The 15,823-nt window shown below is 35.1% G+C and carries 16 protein-coding genes; 14 read left to right on the top strand and 2 right to left on the bottom strand.

Going from position 1 to position 15,823, the window contains the following annotated elements; translation table 11 throughout:
• Positions 1 to 2 precede the first annotated feature (2 nt).
• From CHB72_RS27785 to CHB72_RS15090, 6 genes are all read left to right on the top strand, one after another.
• A complete protein-coding gene (locus CHB72_RS27785; RefSeq protein ID WP_089283714.1) occupies positions 3 to 701 on the top strand; it encodes a low molecular weight protein arginine phosphatase in 699 nt (232 codons plus the stop codon).
• 117 nt (positions 702 to 818) lie between these two features.
• Positions 819 to 1,268 (top strand): ribose 5-phosphate isomerase B, encoded by a 450-nt coding sequence (gene rpiB, locus CHB72_RS15065; RefSeq protein ID WP_089283753.1) that lies wholly within the window; start codon positions 819 to 821, stop codon positions 1,266 to 1,268.
• A 30-nt stretch (positions 1,269 to 1,298) separates the two neighbouring features.
• On the top strand, positions 1,299 to 1,928 hold the full coding sequence (upp, locus tag CHB72_RS15070; RefSeq protein ID WP_089283715.1) for a uracil phosphoribosyltransferase: 630 nt from the start codon (positions 1,299 to 1,301) through the stop codon (positions 1,926 to 1,928).
• Positions 1,929 to 2,940: 1,012 nt separating this feature from the next.
• Positions 2,941 to 3,255 carry a phage integrase N-terminal SAM-like domain-containing protein gene (locus CHB72_RS28300; protein WP_176431399.1) on the top strand — a complete coding sequence of 105 codons (315 nt, stop codon included), beginning with the start codon at positions 2,941 to 2,943 and terminating at the stop codon, positions 3,253 to 3,255.
• 45 nt (positions 3,256 to 3,300) lie between these two features.
• Complete coding sequence (locus CHB72_RS15085; protein ID WP_089283718.1) at positions 3,301 to 3,558, top strand: hypothetical protein; 258 nt, start codon at positions 3,301 to 3,303, stop codon at positions 3,556 to 3,558.
• Positions 3,548 to 3,934 carry a retropepsin-like aspartic protease gene (locus CHB72_RS15090; RefSeq protein ID WP_089283719.1) on the top strand — a complete coding sequence of 129 codons (387 nt, stop codon included), beginning with the start codon at positions 3,548 to 3,550 and terminating at the stop codon, positions 3,932 to 3,934. Before CHB72_RS15085 ends, CHB72_RS15090 begins: the two co-directional genes overlap by 11 nt.
• Before the next feature lie 593 nt (positions 3,935 to 4,527).
• Here CHB72_RS15090 and CHB72_RS15095 read toward each other — a convergent pair.
• Both CHB72_RS15095 and CHB72_RS15100 read right to left on the bottom strand, forming a co-directional pair.
• On the bottom strand, positions 4,528 to 5,589 hold the full coding sequence (locus CHB72_RS15095) for an alpha/beta hydrolase (RefSeq protein WP_176431400.1): 1,062 nt from the start codon (positions 5,587 to 5,589) through the stop codon (positions 4,528 to 4,530).
• Positions 5,590 to 5,782: 193 nt separating this feature from the next.
• The gene (locus CHB72_RS15100) at positions 5,783 to 6,193 is read right to left on the bottom strand and encodes a tyrosine-type recombinase/integrase (RefSeq protein ID WP_141131439.1); all 411 of its coding nucleotides are present in this window, start codon (positions 6,191 to 6,193) and stop codon (positions 5,783 to 5,785) included.
• Positions 6,194 to 6,916: 723 nt separating this feature from the next.
• Here CHB72_RS15100 and CHB72_RS27790 point away from each other — a divergent pair.
• From CHB72_RS27790 to CHB72_RS15135, 8 genes are all read left to right on the top strand, one after another.
• Positions 6,917 to 7,045 carry a hypothetical protein gene (locus CHB72_RS27790; protein WP_278277847.1) on the top strand — a complete coding sequence of 43 codons (129 nt, stop codon included), beginning with the start codon at positions 6,917 to 6,919 and terminating at the stop codon, positions 7,043 to 7,045.
• Positions 7,038 to 8,507: a sodium:solute symporter family protein gene (locus CHB72_RS15105; RefSeq protein WP_089283722.1), complete on the top strand. Its 1,470-nt coding sequence runs from the start codon at positions 7,038 to 7,040 to the stop codon at positions 8,505 to 8,507. The genes CHB72_RS27790 and CHB72_RS15105 overlap by 8 nt, the downstream gene beginning before the upstream one ends.
• Before the next feature lie 2 nt (positions 8,508 to 8,509).
• A complete protein-coding gene (locus CHB72_RS15110; RefSeq protein ID WP_089283723.1) occupies positions 8,510 to 10,276 on the top strand; it encodes a sensor histidine kinase in 1,767 nt (588 codons plus the stop codon).
• A complete protein-coding gene (locus CHB72_RS15115; RefSeq protein ID WP_176431401.1) occupies positions 10,269 to 11,660 on the top strand; it encodes a sigma-54-dependent transcriptional regulator in 1,392 nt (463 codons plus the stop codon). Before CHB72_RS15110 ends, CHB72_RS15115 begins: the two co-directional genes overlap by 8 nt.
• 231 nt (positions 11,661 to 11,891) lie before the next feature.
• On the top strand, positions 11,892 to 12,668 hold the full coding sequence (locus tag CHB72_RS15120) for a LamB/YcsF family protein (RefSeq protein WP_089283725.1): 777 nt from the start codon (positions 11,892 to 11,894) through the stop codon (positions 12,666 to 12,668).
• Between the two features lie 14 nt (positions 12,669 to 12,682).
• Positions 12,683 to 13,885 carry an NRAMP family divalent metal transporter gene (locus CHB72_RS15125; protein WP_089283726.1) on the top strand — a complete coding sequence of 401 codons (1,203 nt, stop codon included), beginning with the start codon at positions 12,683 to 12,685 and terminating at the stop codon, positions 13,883 to 13,885.
• 81 nt (positions 13,886 to 13,966) lie between these two features.
• Positions 13,967 to 14,722, top strand: a complete 756-nt coding sequence (gene pxpB, locus CHB72_RS15130) for a 5-oxoprolinase subunit PxpB (RefSeq protein ID WP_089283727.1) — start codon at positions 13,967 to 13,969, stop codon at positions 14,720 to 14,722.
• Positions 14,709 to 15,746 carry a 5-oxoprolinase subunit C family protein gene (locus CHB72_RS15135; protein ID WP_089283728.1) on the top strand — a complete coding sequence of 346 codons (1,038 nt, stop codon included), beginning with the start codon at positions 14,709 to 14,711 and terminating at the stop codon, positions 15,744 to 15,746. The genes pxpB and CHB72_RS15135 overlap by 14 nt, the downstream gene beginning before the upstream one ends.
• Positions 15,747 to 15,823: the final 77 nt, after the last annotated feature.

Genomic DNA, 15,823 nt, shown 5'->3' on the forward strand with positions numbered 1-15,823 from the left:
GTATGAAAACAATTTTATTCGTTTGCACTGGCAACACTTGCCGCAGTAGTATGGCTGAGGCATTATTTAAAGATTTGTTAGAAAAGGAACAACATAATCTCGGGGATGTAAGAGTAATCTCTGCTGGTACTAGTGCTGTAGTGGGGGATTTAGCTTCTTGTGCATCGAAGGAAATTATTAGGGAGAAGGGAATATCCCTAGAAAACCATAGGGCTAAACCCTTGACTAGAGAACTAATTGAAGAAGCGGACTTAGTTTTAACTATGACCGGCAATCATAAGCATCATGTTCTTAATCTCTGTCCAGAAGCTAAGGATAAGGTGTTTACCCTGAAGGAATATGTGAATAGTGGGCATAAACTAGATAATGTATTAGACGAAATAAATGAAGTCTATAAAAATATTAATGTAAAAAAGCAACGGTTTATGCAGGAAAATCAGAAGCGACTAAAGGAGCTAAAGGAAAAGCGTGATATGCTTTTGCGAGAGTTGAAAAGTATTGAGAATGAAGTTGTAAGAATAGAGAAGGATTTTAAGGAAGAGATTGTTGAACATGAGGATGAGTTAATTCGTTTAAAAACTAAAATGCCAGATCTGGATATTATGGATCCCTTTGGTCAACCTATGGAGGCTTATCGTCAAAGTGCCAGAGAAATTGAAGAGAGCTTGAAAAAATTACTAAAAAAATTATTAAAAAGATAGAAGGTAATTTGCAAAACATATAGAATATAATACTGGTTAAACTATTATAAGTGATAAGTGTAAACCGTTTAAATGTATAGAACAGAGAAGATGGATGCTGTAGTTGGAGGTGAAGGAATGAAAATAGCGATTGGTAGTGATCATGGTGGATATCCGTTAAAGGAAACCATTAAAGAATACCTACAAAATGAAGGATTTGATATAAAAGATTTTGGTACTGATTCAGAAGCCTCCTGTGATTATCCTGAGTTTGCTGAAGGCGTAGGAGAGGCAGTGGCAGCGGGAGAATATGATAGGGGTATCGTGATATGTGGAACAGGGATTGGCATATCTATAGCTGCTAATAAGATTCCAGGAATACGATGTGCCTTAGTAGGAGACTGCTTCTCAGCAAAAGCCACGAGACAGCATAATGATACAAATGTTTTAGCCCTTGGGGGGAGAGTCGTTGGTCCGGGACTAGCATTAGAAATTGTAGATATATGGTTAGGTACTGAATTTGAAGGTGCGCGACATCAAAACAGGATAGATAAAATCACCAGTATTGAAAAAAAATACTGTAAATAATTGATTTAATAAAATAAAGGAGGAGTCTTTATGGGTAAGGTAGTAACGTTTGATCATCCTTTGATTCAACACAAATTAACACTGATAAGAGATAAGAATACAGGGTCTAAAGATTTTAGAGATTTAGTAAAGGAAGTTTCTTTACTAATGGGGTATGAAGTAACGAGAGATCTTCCTTTGCAGGAAATAGAAATTGAAACACCGGTTTCTCGTACAAAGGCAAAGGTGATATCAGGAAAGAAGCTAGGTATTATTCCTATATTAAGAGCGGGATTAGGTATGGTAGATGGTATATTACAATTGATTCCAGCAGCGAAGGTAGGACATATCGGTTTATATAGAGATCCTGAGACATTAGAACCTGTTGAATATTACTGCAAGCTGCCTTCTGATGTAGAGGAGAGGGATTTGATTGTACTAGATCCTATGCTGGCTACTGGAGGCTCTGCCAATGCAGCTATTCAATTCTTAAAAAATAAAGGAGGAAGCAACATTAAACTTGTATGCTTAATCGCTTCTCCTGAAGGTATTAAGGCAATACAAAATACCCATGAAGATGTAGACATCTATGTAGCGGCTATTGATGAAAAATTAAATGATCATGCCTATATTGTGCCAGGACTTGGAGATGCAGGAGATCGTCTGTTTGGAACAAAGTAAATAGTAAAGAATAGTATAGAGGTCTTACGTTGTTAAGAGTAAGCCTAGAAAAATGTAATTAAAAAGAGAGAAGGGATATATTACTTATGTATAATATACACCTTCTCTCTTTAATGTTTTTAGCTTTATCAAAACAATATAGATATTTTATGTCGCCTTAGAAAGATTATGTGCAACAACGTTGAAACAGCAATGTATTAATGTAGGGGCGATCTATGGTCGCCTAAATATGAATAAGACCTGGCGACCACAGGTCGCCCCTACAACATCGAACAATGATTTCTATTTCGCATGTTTCATCTGTGACGACTAAAATCGGTTTGTTGTGTTGGTTTCCTCAGGATTTACACATGTTTTTTGTTTCTTCCATTTAAATAGTAAATATCCTTAGCACCCTTCTAAAAATACAAAAGTTTTTTTGAAAGCTAAAAATTGGATTGATTTGAATTTCTCTTATAAAGAAATAATTCTATCAATACGAGGCATAATATCACAGAAATGGACACTATTATTCCCCCTATAGAGAAGAATATATATTCAAGTAAATTAGAATAACCTTCAGGTAGTGGTAAATATCTGGTAGTGGGAGTGTTTAAAAAAATATCATTGACTATATACTCTACCACCCTCCCCATAACCGCAACAAAAAAAATAGCAAAAGATATCCGTAATAAGAAGTGTCTAAACTTGCTTCTTTTATTACACTTATAAAACTCTTTTATAACTTTAAACATTTTAGAAAATCTCCCTCTTTCTTTATATGAATTAATATTTGCATAAGAATTTCGTTTAACGTCCTGCGTGTTCCCGAAGTCTGGTTACTACAGCCATCTTTACTCAGATTTGGGGAACACGCTGTTGAACAAAACCGCTCATCGCGGTGGCTTTTTAAAACCAAATTTCCCCTTTTGTATATCTATTAGACATTTATCTGTTTTTTACTTTACGATGGTATTGTAACAAAAAATATTATAGTAAAGGAGTTTTTTTTATGTCTCAGTTATTAGAAAAAATGAAAATGAATTTAGCTTTAAAGGGTTATAGCTTAAACACTCAAAAGACTTATTTAAAAAATGTCATTCACTTCTCCAATTATTTTAATAAACCTCCTGAGTTACTTACTGAGGATGATATTCGAGAATATTTATTCCACAATATTTCAGTAAGAAAGTTAAGCGCATCCTTTTATTTACATAATTATTTGTTGTATCTTTTTTATCAAATAGGGTATTCATCTTACTCTTATTATTTATTTCTACTTTCAACTCCCTATCCCTGCATTAATTTCTACATGTCCCTATCCTTTTTGTTTAAATCCACGCTATAAACATGCTATAATGAATATATACTTAAAAACAAGGAGGTGTTTCTTATGAAATGGCAGGAGGTAAGAAGACTTTATCCTAATCAATATGTTGTATTAGAAGAATTGGAATCTCACATTGAGGGTAATAAAAAATATGTTGAAGATGTTGCCATTATAAAACCTATAGATGATTCGAAAGAAGCTACAAGGGAGTTAGTTCGTTCCAAGGGCAAAAAATTTGTATATCATACTGCTGAAGATACTATTGTTATAGAAATTGTAAGAAGTCCTGGAGTTAGGGGAGTTAGTAGGTATGAAAATTGATTTTAGGGATGGCTTGCTTTTTACCTCTATTTCTATCAATTTCGAGGGGAAAGAAAAAGTTATCAATAACGTAATAATTGATACTGGTGCTGCACATTCTCATATATCTTCTGATATAGCTGAGGAAATTGGCATTGTATATGAAAATGGTGATAGGCTCATTACAATGTTTGGTATTGGTGGAGAAGATTTTGCTTTTAGGAAATCAGTAAGTCAAGTAAAATTAGGACCTTTAGTTTTTGAAAACTATCCTTTAGATTTTGGCTTCTTAGATATAGAGAATGGAATTAATGGTTTGATTGGCTTAGACCTACTTATACAATCTAAAGCAGTTATTGATTTAGGTGCCCTAAAAATACATATTAAAGCTTCTTAACTAACATTTATAAAATTTATCCAAGATTAATATGAGGATGTCTTATTTATACATTCTCTTTTTTATTGAGCTATAAATTAATTGTATTTTTCCAAGGGGTAAGGGGGTACCCCGAGGGTGTTCTTCCTGACATATACCAGGTATATTCAGTCCTACTTTTCTATATTTTCCCACATGTTTTGATGATATTTTCTCTATACAATTGCTTATATATTATTTGTATTTTCTATAATTTCATCCTTTTAAGATAGTACCTAGCATCTTTGTCGCAATAAAAAGATAATGCGTAAACCCAACTCCTCCTGTCGCTTTGCGACATCCCCCTCTAAGAGGGAGATTATAAAACCTCCTTCTCCGAGGGAGGTGGCAGCGAAGCTGACGGAGGGAGCGGCAGCATCTGCTTCCATGTTGCACATCATCCATCTAATATTCAGTAACATCAGATAAAACCATTGACCCCAACGTCCTGCCCAGATATTGTGGTGTCAACTAACGTTTCGCGAACTCCCGACGCTATCAGCTTAGCCAATTACCTTTTATATATATTTCATGCTGATAATGTTGATAATACGCTGTTATATGATGTTGCCCAATCAGTAATTATCTCTTGTTTCTTCATAGATTTCTAACATAATATTTGAAAATTTTTCTTCTTCTACTAAATGTGGTTCATGGGCTGATTCTTCAAACCAGTAAAAATTCTTCTTAGGTGCTTCTAAAATATTATAATATTCTTCTACAAGTATTGAAGGAGTATTATAATCTTGTCTTCCCGCACAAAAATAAACTGGCACTTCAAAACTAGTATATTTTTCTCTAAAGTCTGCTTTTTCTCTATTCATAAATAAAGTATCTATTGAATACAGATTACCTATTAGAAACTTAACACCATCTCTCCATGAATACTCTGGTGTAAATAAACTCCCCTTTATAATTTCGTTTAATGTAATAACCTCTAATTCAAAACCGCCATATTTTTTCAACCACTTTCTTTGAGCAAATGTATCCTTTCTACTATCTTTATATGGTGGTTCTCCTATTCCTTCTAATTCAGTCAACGCTTTTTCATTTTGTTCCTCAGTTGCTTTTTCTAATACATACTTATAAGATAATTTTTCTCCATCAACATCATCTACCACTTGTCCTATACCTACATAAGCTATGACCTTTTCTGGTACATTTTGAATCGTTTCTATTCCAAGTACTGTTCCCCAAGAATGTCCTACTATATATACTTTTTCTCTATTAAATCTATCACATAAATAGTCTATTAATTCTATTGTATCGTTTTCCAATTGTTCTTGAGTCATTGTATCACTATCAATAAAAAATGAATATGATTTTCCTGAACCTCTTTGATCCCAATTTACTACAACAAAATTCTCTTCTAAATGACTCTGAAATTTTCTAGCATAACTTATGAATGAATAACCTGGTCCACCATGAAGAAATAATATTATTGGATTATCTATATCATTTCCCCTAATCATAATAGATTGGTCAATATCACCAAGTTTAATTGTAGATAATTCAGCAATACTATTCTCAACTACTTTATTATTATCATCTCTTATTTTTGGAGTAAAAGTAGGAAAAAATATTATTATAATAAATACTACAATAAAAATTACTTTCTTTTTGTGTTTTAATATCATAATGTAATGCACTCCTGTTGTAATTATTTTTTTAACCCTATAGGAATAACCTGACATGATTGGGCAATGTTCATCTAACGTTGTGTTTCCGACACCAAGTTCGCTTTATATATAATATTTAGTGGTATTCACGAACTTTGGTTCGGTAATATTTATTTCTCATTGAATCTTTTAAATATTATTTTTATTCTACTCACCTATCGATATCTTCAACTTTAAGTCTTACTACTTCTCCAACCCTAAGACCAGAAGAATAGACTAAATATAAAATGGCTTTATGTTTGTAATTTCTTACTTTACTAAACACAGCTAATATTTCCTCATTGTTAAGTACTTCAGGAAGCTTGTTTTCCTTCTTAGGTCTAGAAAGTTCATATAGCAAGTCATCTTTATTGAGGATATACTTGAATAAAAACTTTATTGCACTTAAAGATTGATTTACATATGAATGGCTGTTTTGTTGACCATTTAATAACATGAACATGTAACTTTCAACATCATTTCCTGTTACATATTCTAGATTTTTATTCGAGTATTGTAAGAACCTGCTTACATGACCTGTATATCCTTTTAATATTAACTGTTTTTTTAAGCTAAATATCACGTCATCTAAATTATATATATTTTTATCTTTGCTTTCATAATGATCTAAAGCTTCATCTGTATTCCAAATGTGCTAATTAATTGAGCCTTACTATTTTTCGTGTTTGGAATAATCCAATATCTATTTTCTGGATCCCACCTACGCCCATAAATTTTTTAATATTTTCCACCTATCTAGAATTATATTTAAACGAAACCGATAATTCTTTATCATTTTTCTTGTTTATAATTATCCCATTCTCCTAACCCCTATATTAAAAACTTTTTCTAAAAAAATTATGTATATAAGTTATACACTCACTTCCTAATTTTGGTAAAATACTCATAATTATATTATTCTTCTTTTCGACAACATTTCCTTCTCATATTAAATAATTTATGGAATATTGTAGGATAGAATAGTAAATTCCAGTATAAATTTTCCATCTATTATGTTATTGGTGGAAAATTTGCAACAAAATCGTATCCTCTATTGTAGGGGCGACCTGTGGTCGTCCGAAGCTATTTAGGCGACCACGGGTCGTCCCTACTTAAACAACATTTTTTCTGTACAGAGCCTTTTATTTTTGCTGGGATATCCCGAAAATATCACAAAGCAATCCTCTTCTTGGGATTTTTTCTTCACATATGAAAGTCTATTAATAGGATAATCAAATGAAGGAAAATCACAAAACTTTATAGAATGTTTAGTGAATAAATGTTTTGTGGAGGGAGAAGACATAAAATGACCTATATTTTTGGATTACCTTTGAAGACTTTAGTGATTGTAGGGGGATTATTTGTTATTTCAACCTTAGCTCCTTCTATTACAGCGCTTGTTCTAAAGCATAAGAAGGAGTGGGGGAATGAATAAAACTGTTGTATACCTTCTATACTTTACCTTCTATACAATCCTATTATTGTTTTTTGGCAAGAGTGGGTTTAAGCAAACAAAAAATGCTAGAGATTTTTTTGTAGCAGGAAATAGCTTAGGGCTAACAGCAAGTGTCCTTACTTTCAGTGCTACTTGGTTTAGTGCTGCTTCTATGCAAGGGGTTTCGGGTTCTCTATACGCCTACGGGTATAATACGGTACTGTATGCAGTGGTTCCATGGTTTTTAGGGGCAGCTTTTTTAGTTGTACTGGCATCCAGACTAAAGGTGTATGATATTTTAACAGTGCCAGAGTATTTTTATATAAGATATAATAGCAAGTGGCTGCAAGCAATGGCAGGCGTCATGATTGTCATTACTTATATTCTTTATATGATTATTCAAGTGAGAGGCTTTGGTATTGTCATTTCAGAGTTGTTGGATATTAATTATATATTTGCTATTGTATTGGTGTATTTATTTGTTATTTATACCACTTTTGGTGGGTTGCTTTCCGTAACAAAAACAGATGGGTTAAATTTTATATTAATTCTTATGGGGACCCTCTTGGCAGCAGTGATTGTATTAAGGGATATCGGTGGAATCACACTAATGCACGAAAGAGCTGCTTTAGTTGAAACAAGGCCTTTTCCTAACTTCCCACATGTAACAGAAAAAGGATCATTACTAGATCCTTTTGCAAAGGGAGAATTGCCACCTCTTTTAACTTTTACTTCTTTTTTCGGATGGGGATTGGGGTTAGCGGCAAATCCTCAATATGCCATTCGTATCGTCTCTGCCAAAAATACGAAGACAGCAATAAAAATGATTTGCTATTCGGTGTTTTTCTTGGCGTTTATCTACTTGGGGATGATGGTAATTGGGATAGGGGGTAGAGTGCTGCAACCCACCATTGAATCTATTCATTCCGTTGATGAGGTATTTCCTTACATGATTAATAATATAATTTATTCTCCATTTAGTGGACTAATACTTATCAGTATCACAGCCGCTGCTATTTCCACAGCAAATTCACAGTTGCTCATAGCTGCTAGTGGCTTCACCTATGACCTATATAAAAATCTGTTTAATCCTAATATACATGAGGATAAGTTTTTGAATCTCAACAGAATATTTATCTTTGCAGCAGGGACAGTTTCTTTGCTTTTAGCCATTAATCCACCTGCTAGCTTGTTAATTTATGGAGGGTATATTTGGGGATTTTTCTCTGCAACCTTTTTATTACCCTTATATGGTGGGTTGTTTTGGAAAAAAGCAACAAAAGAGGGGGCAACTGCATCTTTTATTATAGGGCTTTTAACCATTAGCTCTTTTATGATAAGAAACTATTTGGTTGTTGGAGAGAAAAACGCTATGGTTCATCCTGCATTACCTGGAGTGATCGCCTCCGCCCTGACATTTTATTTTGTCAGTAAACACTTTCATGCTAAGGGAAGGGGATAACGGTGCGAATTGATATTGAAAACAAAATACTCATCCCTTTTATGATTTTATTAATACTATCAATTTTTACACTGGGAATTGTATCCTATTGGAATGGATACCAATTGCTATTAGAAAATGAAGTAAAAAACCTATCACAAGATTTAGAAGAAAAGGCTTTTTTCATAGAAGATATTCATGGAAAAGTTGAGATTGGAGAATTAACAGAGGAACAGGGGAAGGTAGTTCTCCTTGATTATTATAAGAGACTGGAAAAGGAAAATTTGATTATTTTTGATAGGCACAATATTCTATTAAATGGATTTAATGGAGATGAAGACTGGGTTAAGGGGCTAATGGAGGAAACTTTGGATAATAATCAAAAGCCCTTATATATAGAAAATTATATCTTTATCTATAGAAAATATGATCCATGGAATTGGACATTGGGCTATCGGCTAAACAAGGGAATCTTTTCCTACGAAGTGCTAGAGAGTCAAAAGTATATGCTTTTGCTGGCAATTATTTCCTTAGTCTTTTCTATGCAGGCGGCTATTTTTATCTCCTATAATATTTCAAAGCCCATAAAAATGTTGGCGGATGTATGTGATAAAATCGCTCAGGGAAGCTTTCGGGAAAAGATTGAAATAAAGAGAAAAGATGAGATAGGTATGCTGGCTAATGCCTTTAATAATATGTTATACCGACTTCAAGAAAATACAAGAAAGCTGATGAAAATAACACAGTTGAATGAAGATATTCTTAGAAATATTTCAACTGGCATTATTACCACAGACCAACAGGGGCAAATCTTGTCCATTAATCAAGCGGCAAAGGAGTTTTTGGCAGAAAGTGGAGAAAAAAGCATAAGTAACAATATCAAACAACATTTATTGGATCAGCTAAGGGAAACCCTGGATACTAGTAAGTATATTAACCATGTACATGTCTTTGATAATGTTGAAGAGGGAAATAAAATCTACCTAGACGCCACCACTTCTTTATTAAAAACCGATGAGGGGTCTGTTAGCGGGGCTATTTGCAACTTCAATGACATCAGTGAAAGAAAGAAGATTGAGAGCAATATGGAGACTTTAGATCGATTAACCTCTATTGGACAATTGGCGGCTGGTATTGCCCACGAAATCCGTAATCCATTGGCGGGTATGAAAACAAGCATTCAAGTTTTAAAAAATAGATTATGTAAAGAAGAAGCCGGATCTAATGAAAAATTGTTTAATGGGGTATTATATGAGATTGATAGGATTAATCATTTAATTACTGATATATTGGATTTTGCCAAGCCACGGGCGCCAAAATATGAGAAAACGGATTTGCTAAAGATACTAAATCGAGCACTGGGTTTAATTAAGAAAACAGCTAACGAAAATAATATAGAAATCCATCTTGTTAATCATTGCAGTAGCCCATTGGTTTTCGTAGATAAGGCACAAATAGAGCAGGTGTTTTTGAATATTATTAAAAACGCTCTTAAAGCCATCAATCAAGAAGGGGAGCTCAACATTATTATTAACACTCAGCGAGAGAAAAAAGGTTCTTTTGTTGTTATTGAGTTTCATGATAGTGGTTGTGGCATCGAAACACAAAATCTTGAGAAAATATTCAATCCCTTCTTTACTACTAGCCCTGAAGGGACAGGATTGGGTTTATCAGTGGTGTATGAATTAGTAAAAGGAAACCATGGAGAAATTGCAGTTCACAGCATTGTGAATGTAGGAACTAAATTTAAGGTAAAGTTTCCTATGTATGGAGGTGACAACAATGAATAAAAGGATATTGATTGTAGATGATGAAGAGACAATACGCTTGTCATTGAAGGAGGGCTTGATGGACTTAGGCTATCAAGTGAGTACTGCTGGAAATGGGACAGTAGCCCTTAAAGAAGTAAAGAGTTTCAAGCCACAGGTAATTTTTTTGGATATGCGATTATCTCACGAAAATGGATTGGAGCTTATTCCCCAGATCAAAGAAATAGATAGGGAAGCTGAGGTAGTAATTATGACTGCTTATGGGGACATACAAACGGCAGTTAAAGCTATAAAGGAGGGAGCTTTTGACTATATCAATAAACCTTTTGACTTACAAGAGATAGATATTATCATAGGACGGGTTATAAAAAATGTAGAGCTGCAAAAAAAGGTTTATTTATTAGAAAAAGAAAAAAAATCTCGGAATGAATATATGCTGGGAGAGCACTCTAGCATGAGGGAAGTGCTTAGCAGGATTGATATATTATCTAGCAACGATGCAGTGACTGTGCTGATTAGAGGAGAAACTGGAACTGGTAAAGAACTGGTGGCCTCCGCCATCCATGATCATAGTAATAGAAAAGATGCGCCTATGTTAAAAATCAATTGTGGGGCTATACCGCAACAACTAATAGAAAGTGAACTGTTTGGCTTTGAAAAAAATGCCTTTACAGGAGCCAATACTAGAAAAAAAGGACTAATGGAAATCGCAGATGGTGGAACAGTATTTTTGGATGAAATAGGGGAAATTTCCTTAAATGTTCAGACAAAATTATTAAGATTTCTTGAGGAAAGAAAATTTAAAAGGGTCGGTGGATTAGAAGACATTGAAGTAAATATTAGGATTATTGCTGCTACAAATAAAAATTTAGAGGAGGCCATAAGAAGAAGGGAATTTAGAGAAGATTTGTACTATCGATTGAATGTAGTGCCTATTCAACTACCTCCTCTAAGAGAAAGAGGAAGCGATGTTCTGATATTAGCACAGTACTATTTAGAACAATACAATAAAAAGTTCCATAAAAAAATAAAAGGCGTTACTAAGGAGGTTGAGAATGTACTTTTGAGCTATCCATGGAGAGGTAATGTACGGGAATTGAAAAATGTTATAGAAAGGATTGTAATTTTGAAGGAGGGAGAGTACATAGATTTAAAAGATTTACCCTTTGAAATCTATAAAAATGCTAGTAAAAATCCCTATAAGATCACAACGGTTAAGGATGATAAAGCTGTAAGTAAAGTTTTTCATCAGGATTTTTCTTTAGAAAGAGAAGTACAGGAGATGGAGATACAATATATCAAATTGGCGTTAGAGCATTGCAGGAACAATTATTCTAAAGCCTCGGAAATGTTAGGAATAAGCAGATTTGCCTTAAAAAGAAAAATGGAGAAGTATTTCTCATAATGGAAATTGAGCGATTACGCAACATCGGTGCGAAATCGCTCGTTCTTTATTCTGTATAAGCTATTGTCACAAAATCATAGATTTAGAGGGTCCAATTATGTGAAATTCCGCACGCAATATGATGCCTCTCAAATATCAATTACTAGAAAATAGAGAATATTCAACAATGGTACGATTGGCATTAATCTTGCTTGTTTATTGAAGTAACAAAAAACTAAGGGGGTGTAAAACATGTATCAAGTGGATTTAAATAGTGACATTGGTGAGAGCTTTGGAGATTATAAACTGGGCTTAGATGAAGAGGTGATTCAACATATTTCTTCCGCTAACATTGCCTGTGGATGGCATGCTGGTGACCCTGTAGTCATGGAAAAAACTGTAGAAATGGCAGCGAAAAAAGGTGTAGCTGTAGGAGCGCACCCAGGATTTCTAGACCTCATGGGCTTTGGGAGAAGAGAAATGACATTAACAGGAGAAGAAGCAAAAGCCTACATGAAATATCAAATAGGGGCTTTGTGGGGATTTGCAAAAAGTAAAGGTGTAAAAATACAACATGTGAAACCTCACGGTGCACTCTATAATATGGCAGCGAAAAATGAAGTGTTGGCAAAAGCTATAGCTGAAGCAATTTATGAAGTGGATGCAGATATGATTTTAGTGGGACTTGCCAACAGCGAATTAACCAAGGCTGGAAAAAGCATGGGACTAAGGGTTGCTAATGAGGTGTTTGCTGATAGAGCCTATAATCCAGATGGAACGTTGGTATCCAGAAAAGTAGAAGGTGCTGTCATTCATGATACCGATAGGGCAATAGCAAGGGTGATTAGAATGGTGAAGGAAGGTAAAGTGGAAGCCGTTAATGGAGAGGATGTAGCTATTCAAGCAGATACCATCTGTGTACATGGGGATAATCCAAGTGCGGTGGCTTTTGTAGAGGCAATAAGAAGGACTTTGGAAAGTGAAAATGTTCAAGTGGTTTCTATGGAGAAGTTTATTAAGTCGAAGTGAAAAGGAGAGAGAAAATGATAAACAACAAGGGAAAAAATACAAACTTTGGTGTACTATTAGGGGCGGCCTTTCTTATGGCAACATCCGCTATTGGGCCAGGGTTTTTAACGCAAAGTGCCACTTTTACAGAAACGTATGCAGCTAACTTTGGTTTTGTTATTTTAGTTGCTATTATCTTGACCTTCGGAGTACAGCTCAACATATGGAGGATTATTGGGGTTTCAGGTATGAGGGGACAGGATATTGCCAATAAGGTTGTCCCTGGATTGGGCTACTTTATTGCTGCTTTAGTGGCGTTGGGAGGACTTGCCTTTAATATAGGCAATGTTGGTGGCGCTGCCTTAGGTCTCAATGTACTTCTTGGTTTAGATATTAAGCTAGGAACGATTATGGCCGGTATTGTGGGTATCATCATTTTCTTAGCAAAGGATGCTCGTTCCCTTGTGGACAGATTTACTAAGATTTTAGGAGGCCTGATGATTTTACTAGTGGCCTATGTAACTTTTTCTACAAATCCACCTGTAGGAGAGGCGGTAACGAAAACTGTAGCTCCTGATAACATAAATATGTTGATATTCCCTATTATAACGCTATTAGGAGGAACTGTAGGAGGGTATATTACCTTTGCTGGAGGACACCGCTTGATTGACGCGGGTATCACTGGGGAAGAAAATTTAGGAGAAATTAATAGAAGCTCTCTGATGGGTATTGGCATAGCCTCTATTATGAGAATTTTACTTTTCCTAGCTATTCTTGGCGTTGTAACAAAGGGATTGGCATTAGATCCTTCTAATCCAGCAGCATCTGCATTTTTACATGGTGCTGGCACTGTGGGCTATAAATTTTTTGGTATTGTTTTATGCGCAGCTGGTTTAACTTCTGTAGTTGGAGCTGGTTATACCTCTGTATCCTTCTTGAAAACCTTAAATACAACCATCGCTAAATATGAAAACTACTTTATCATAGGCTTCATTGCTGTTTCAACCATAATCATGACTTTTTTAGGACAACCTGCAAAATTATTGGTTTTAGCGGGATCCTTAAATGGACTAATTCTACCTGTAACTTTAGGAACTATTTTAATGGCTTCTAAAAGAAAGGATATTGTAGGAGAATACAAACATCCTACTTGGTTATTGGTATTTGGAATCATTGTTGTTATTCTTACTGCTTATGGTGGATGGGTATCATTACAAAATATTAAGAATTTATTTTAGGTGAAGTCTTGATTGATATATAGAAAAATACGCAAATATCAAGGCGGACCCATAGGTCCGCCCCTACTGGAGGAATCCTTAATGTATGATGAAACTAAGTATCTGATAGCAGGAGATAAGGCTCTGGTAATGGAGTTTGGTAATAGCATTTCTGAAGAAGTTAATAATAAAATTAGATCTATGGCGGCAGCTATTGAAACCAAAAATATAAAGGGGATTGTAGAGCTTGTGCCTACTTACCGTTCTTTAATGATACATTATCATCCTTTAGAAATCAGTTATAATAAACTAATGGATACCTTGAATGAATTGGAAAACCAACTGGAAACCATTGAATTACCAGCACCACAGATCATTGAAATTCCTACTTTATATGGAGGAGAGTATGGCCCAGATATTGAAAATGTTGCAAAACATAATCAGCTGACAGTAGAAGAAGTAATAAAGATCCATACCTCTAGTGAATATTTGATTTATATGCTGGGTTTCACCCCAGGGTTCCCTTATCTAGGAGGCATGGATTCTAAGATCGCCACCCCGAGGCTTGAATCCCCTAGAACCAAAATAAATGCTGGCTCTGTAGGGATTGCTGGAGGTCAAACAGGAATTTATCCTATAGATAGCCCTGGAGGATGGCAATTAATTGGCAGAACTCCAATTCCACTGTATGATCCACGGCGCGAGACACCGATTTTATTAAAGGCAGGGAACTATATTGTCTTTAAAAGCATAGGAGCAAATGAATATAAAGAAATAGAAGAAGCGGTGAAAAAAGGGACCTATCATTATAAAAGCTACCCTAAAAAAGAGGGGAGTGATCAGCATGGGACAAGTTAAAATTATTAAACCTGGACTATTGACGACGGTTCAAGATTTAGGAAGATATGGGTATCAACAATATGGCGTTACTGTTTCGGGAGTCATGGATAATGTTTCTGCTAGATTGGCAAACATTTTAGTAGGAAATGATGAAGGAGAAGGACTTTTAGAAATCACTATGCTAGGTCCGGAAATAGAGTTTTTAGAAGACAGCGTGATTGCTATTACGGGAGGGGAGCTGCTCCCTACGTTAAATAATAATGTGGTAGCTATGGGAAAGAGCCTGTTGGTGAAAAAGGGAGACAAGTTAGCCTTCAAAGGTGTTAAAAGTGGATGTAGAAGTTATATTGCTTTTTCAGGTGGGATAGAGGTACCTGTCCTTATGGGAAGTAAGGCTACCTTTACTAGAGGAAATATTGGCGGCTATGAAGGAAGAGCTCTTAAGGCTGGAGACACTTTAACAATTGGAACTCCAAAGGAGTCATTGAGTTCATTAGTGGGTAAGGAAATCCATGAAAATTTGTATGAATACAAACATACTATAGAATTAAGGGTAGTTCTAGGCCCGCAGGAAAAAGCCTTCACAGAAAAAGGATTGCAAACTTTTTTTGCCAATCAATATTCAGTAACCAATGAATGTGACAGAATGGGCTATAGACTTGAGGGCGAAAGAATCGAACATAAGGACGGAGGAGATATTATTTCCGATGGTATTTCCATGGGGGCGATACAGGTTCCCAGCCATGGTAGCCCTATCATTATGATGGCAGATCGACAAACAACCGGAGGCTATACAAAAATAGGTAATGTCGTTACGGTTGATTTACCAAAGGTAGCACAGGCAAAGCCAGGGGATAAAGTTGTCTTTAAAGAAGCAACTCTAGAGGAAGCTCATCATTTGCTAAAGGAGCTGGAAAGTAAGATTGCTACATTGAAGCAGCAGTGCAGCACAAAAGAGAAGGAAGTTATCAAAACCAGGAAATTTCATTTAAAGGTCAATGGAAAGCCCTATGAGGTTATGGTAGAAGAGTTAAAAAATTAATATTTCACATAAGATAAACGAAACGGATCTGACAGGCACACCTATATAGCATATTACGTATAGAGGTGTGTATTAAG

Source organism: Anaerovirgula multivorans (assembly GCF_900188145.1).
GTDB classification, from domain to species: Bacteria; Bacillota; Clostridia; order Peptostreptococcales; family Natronincolaceae; genus Anaerovirgula; species Anaerovirgula multivorans.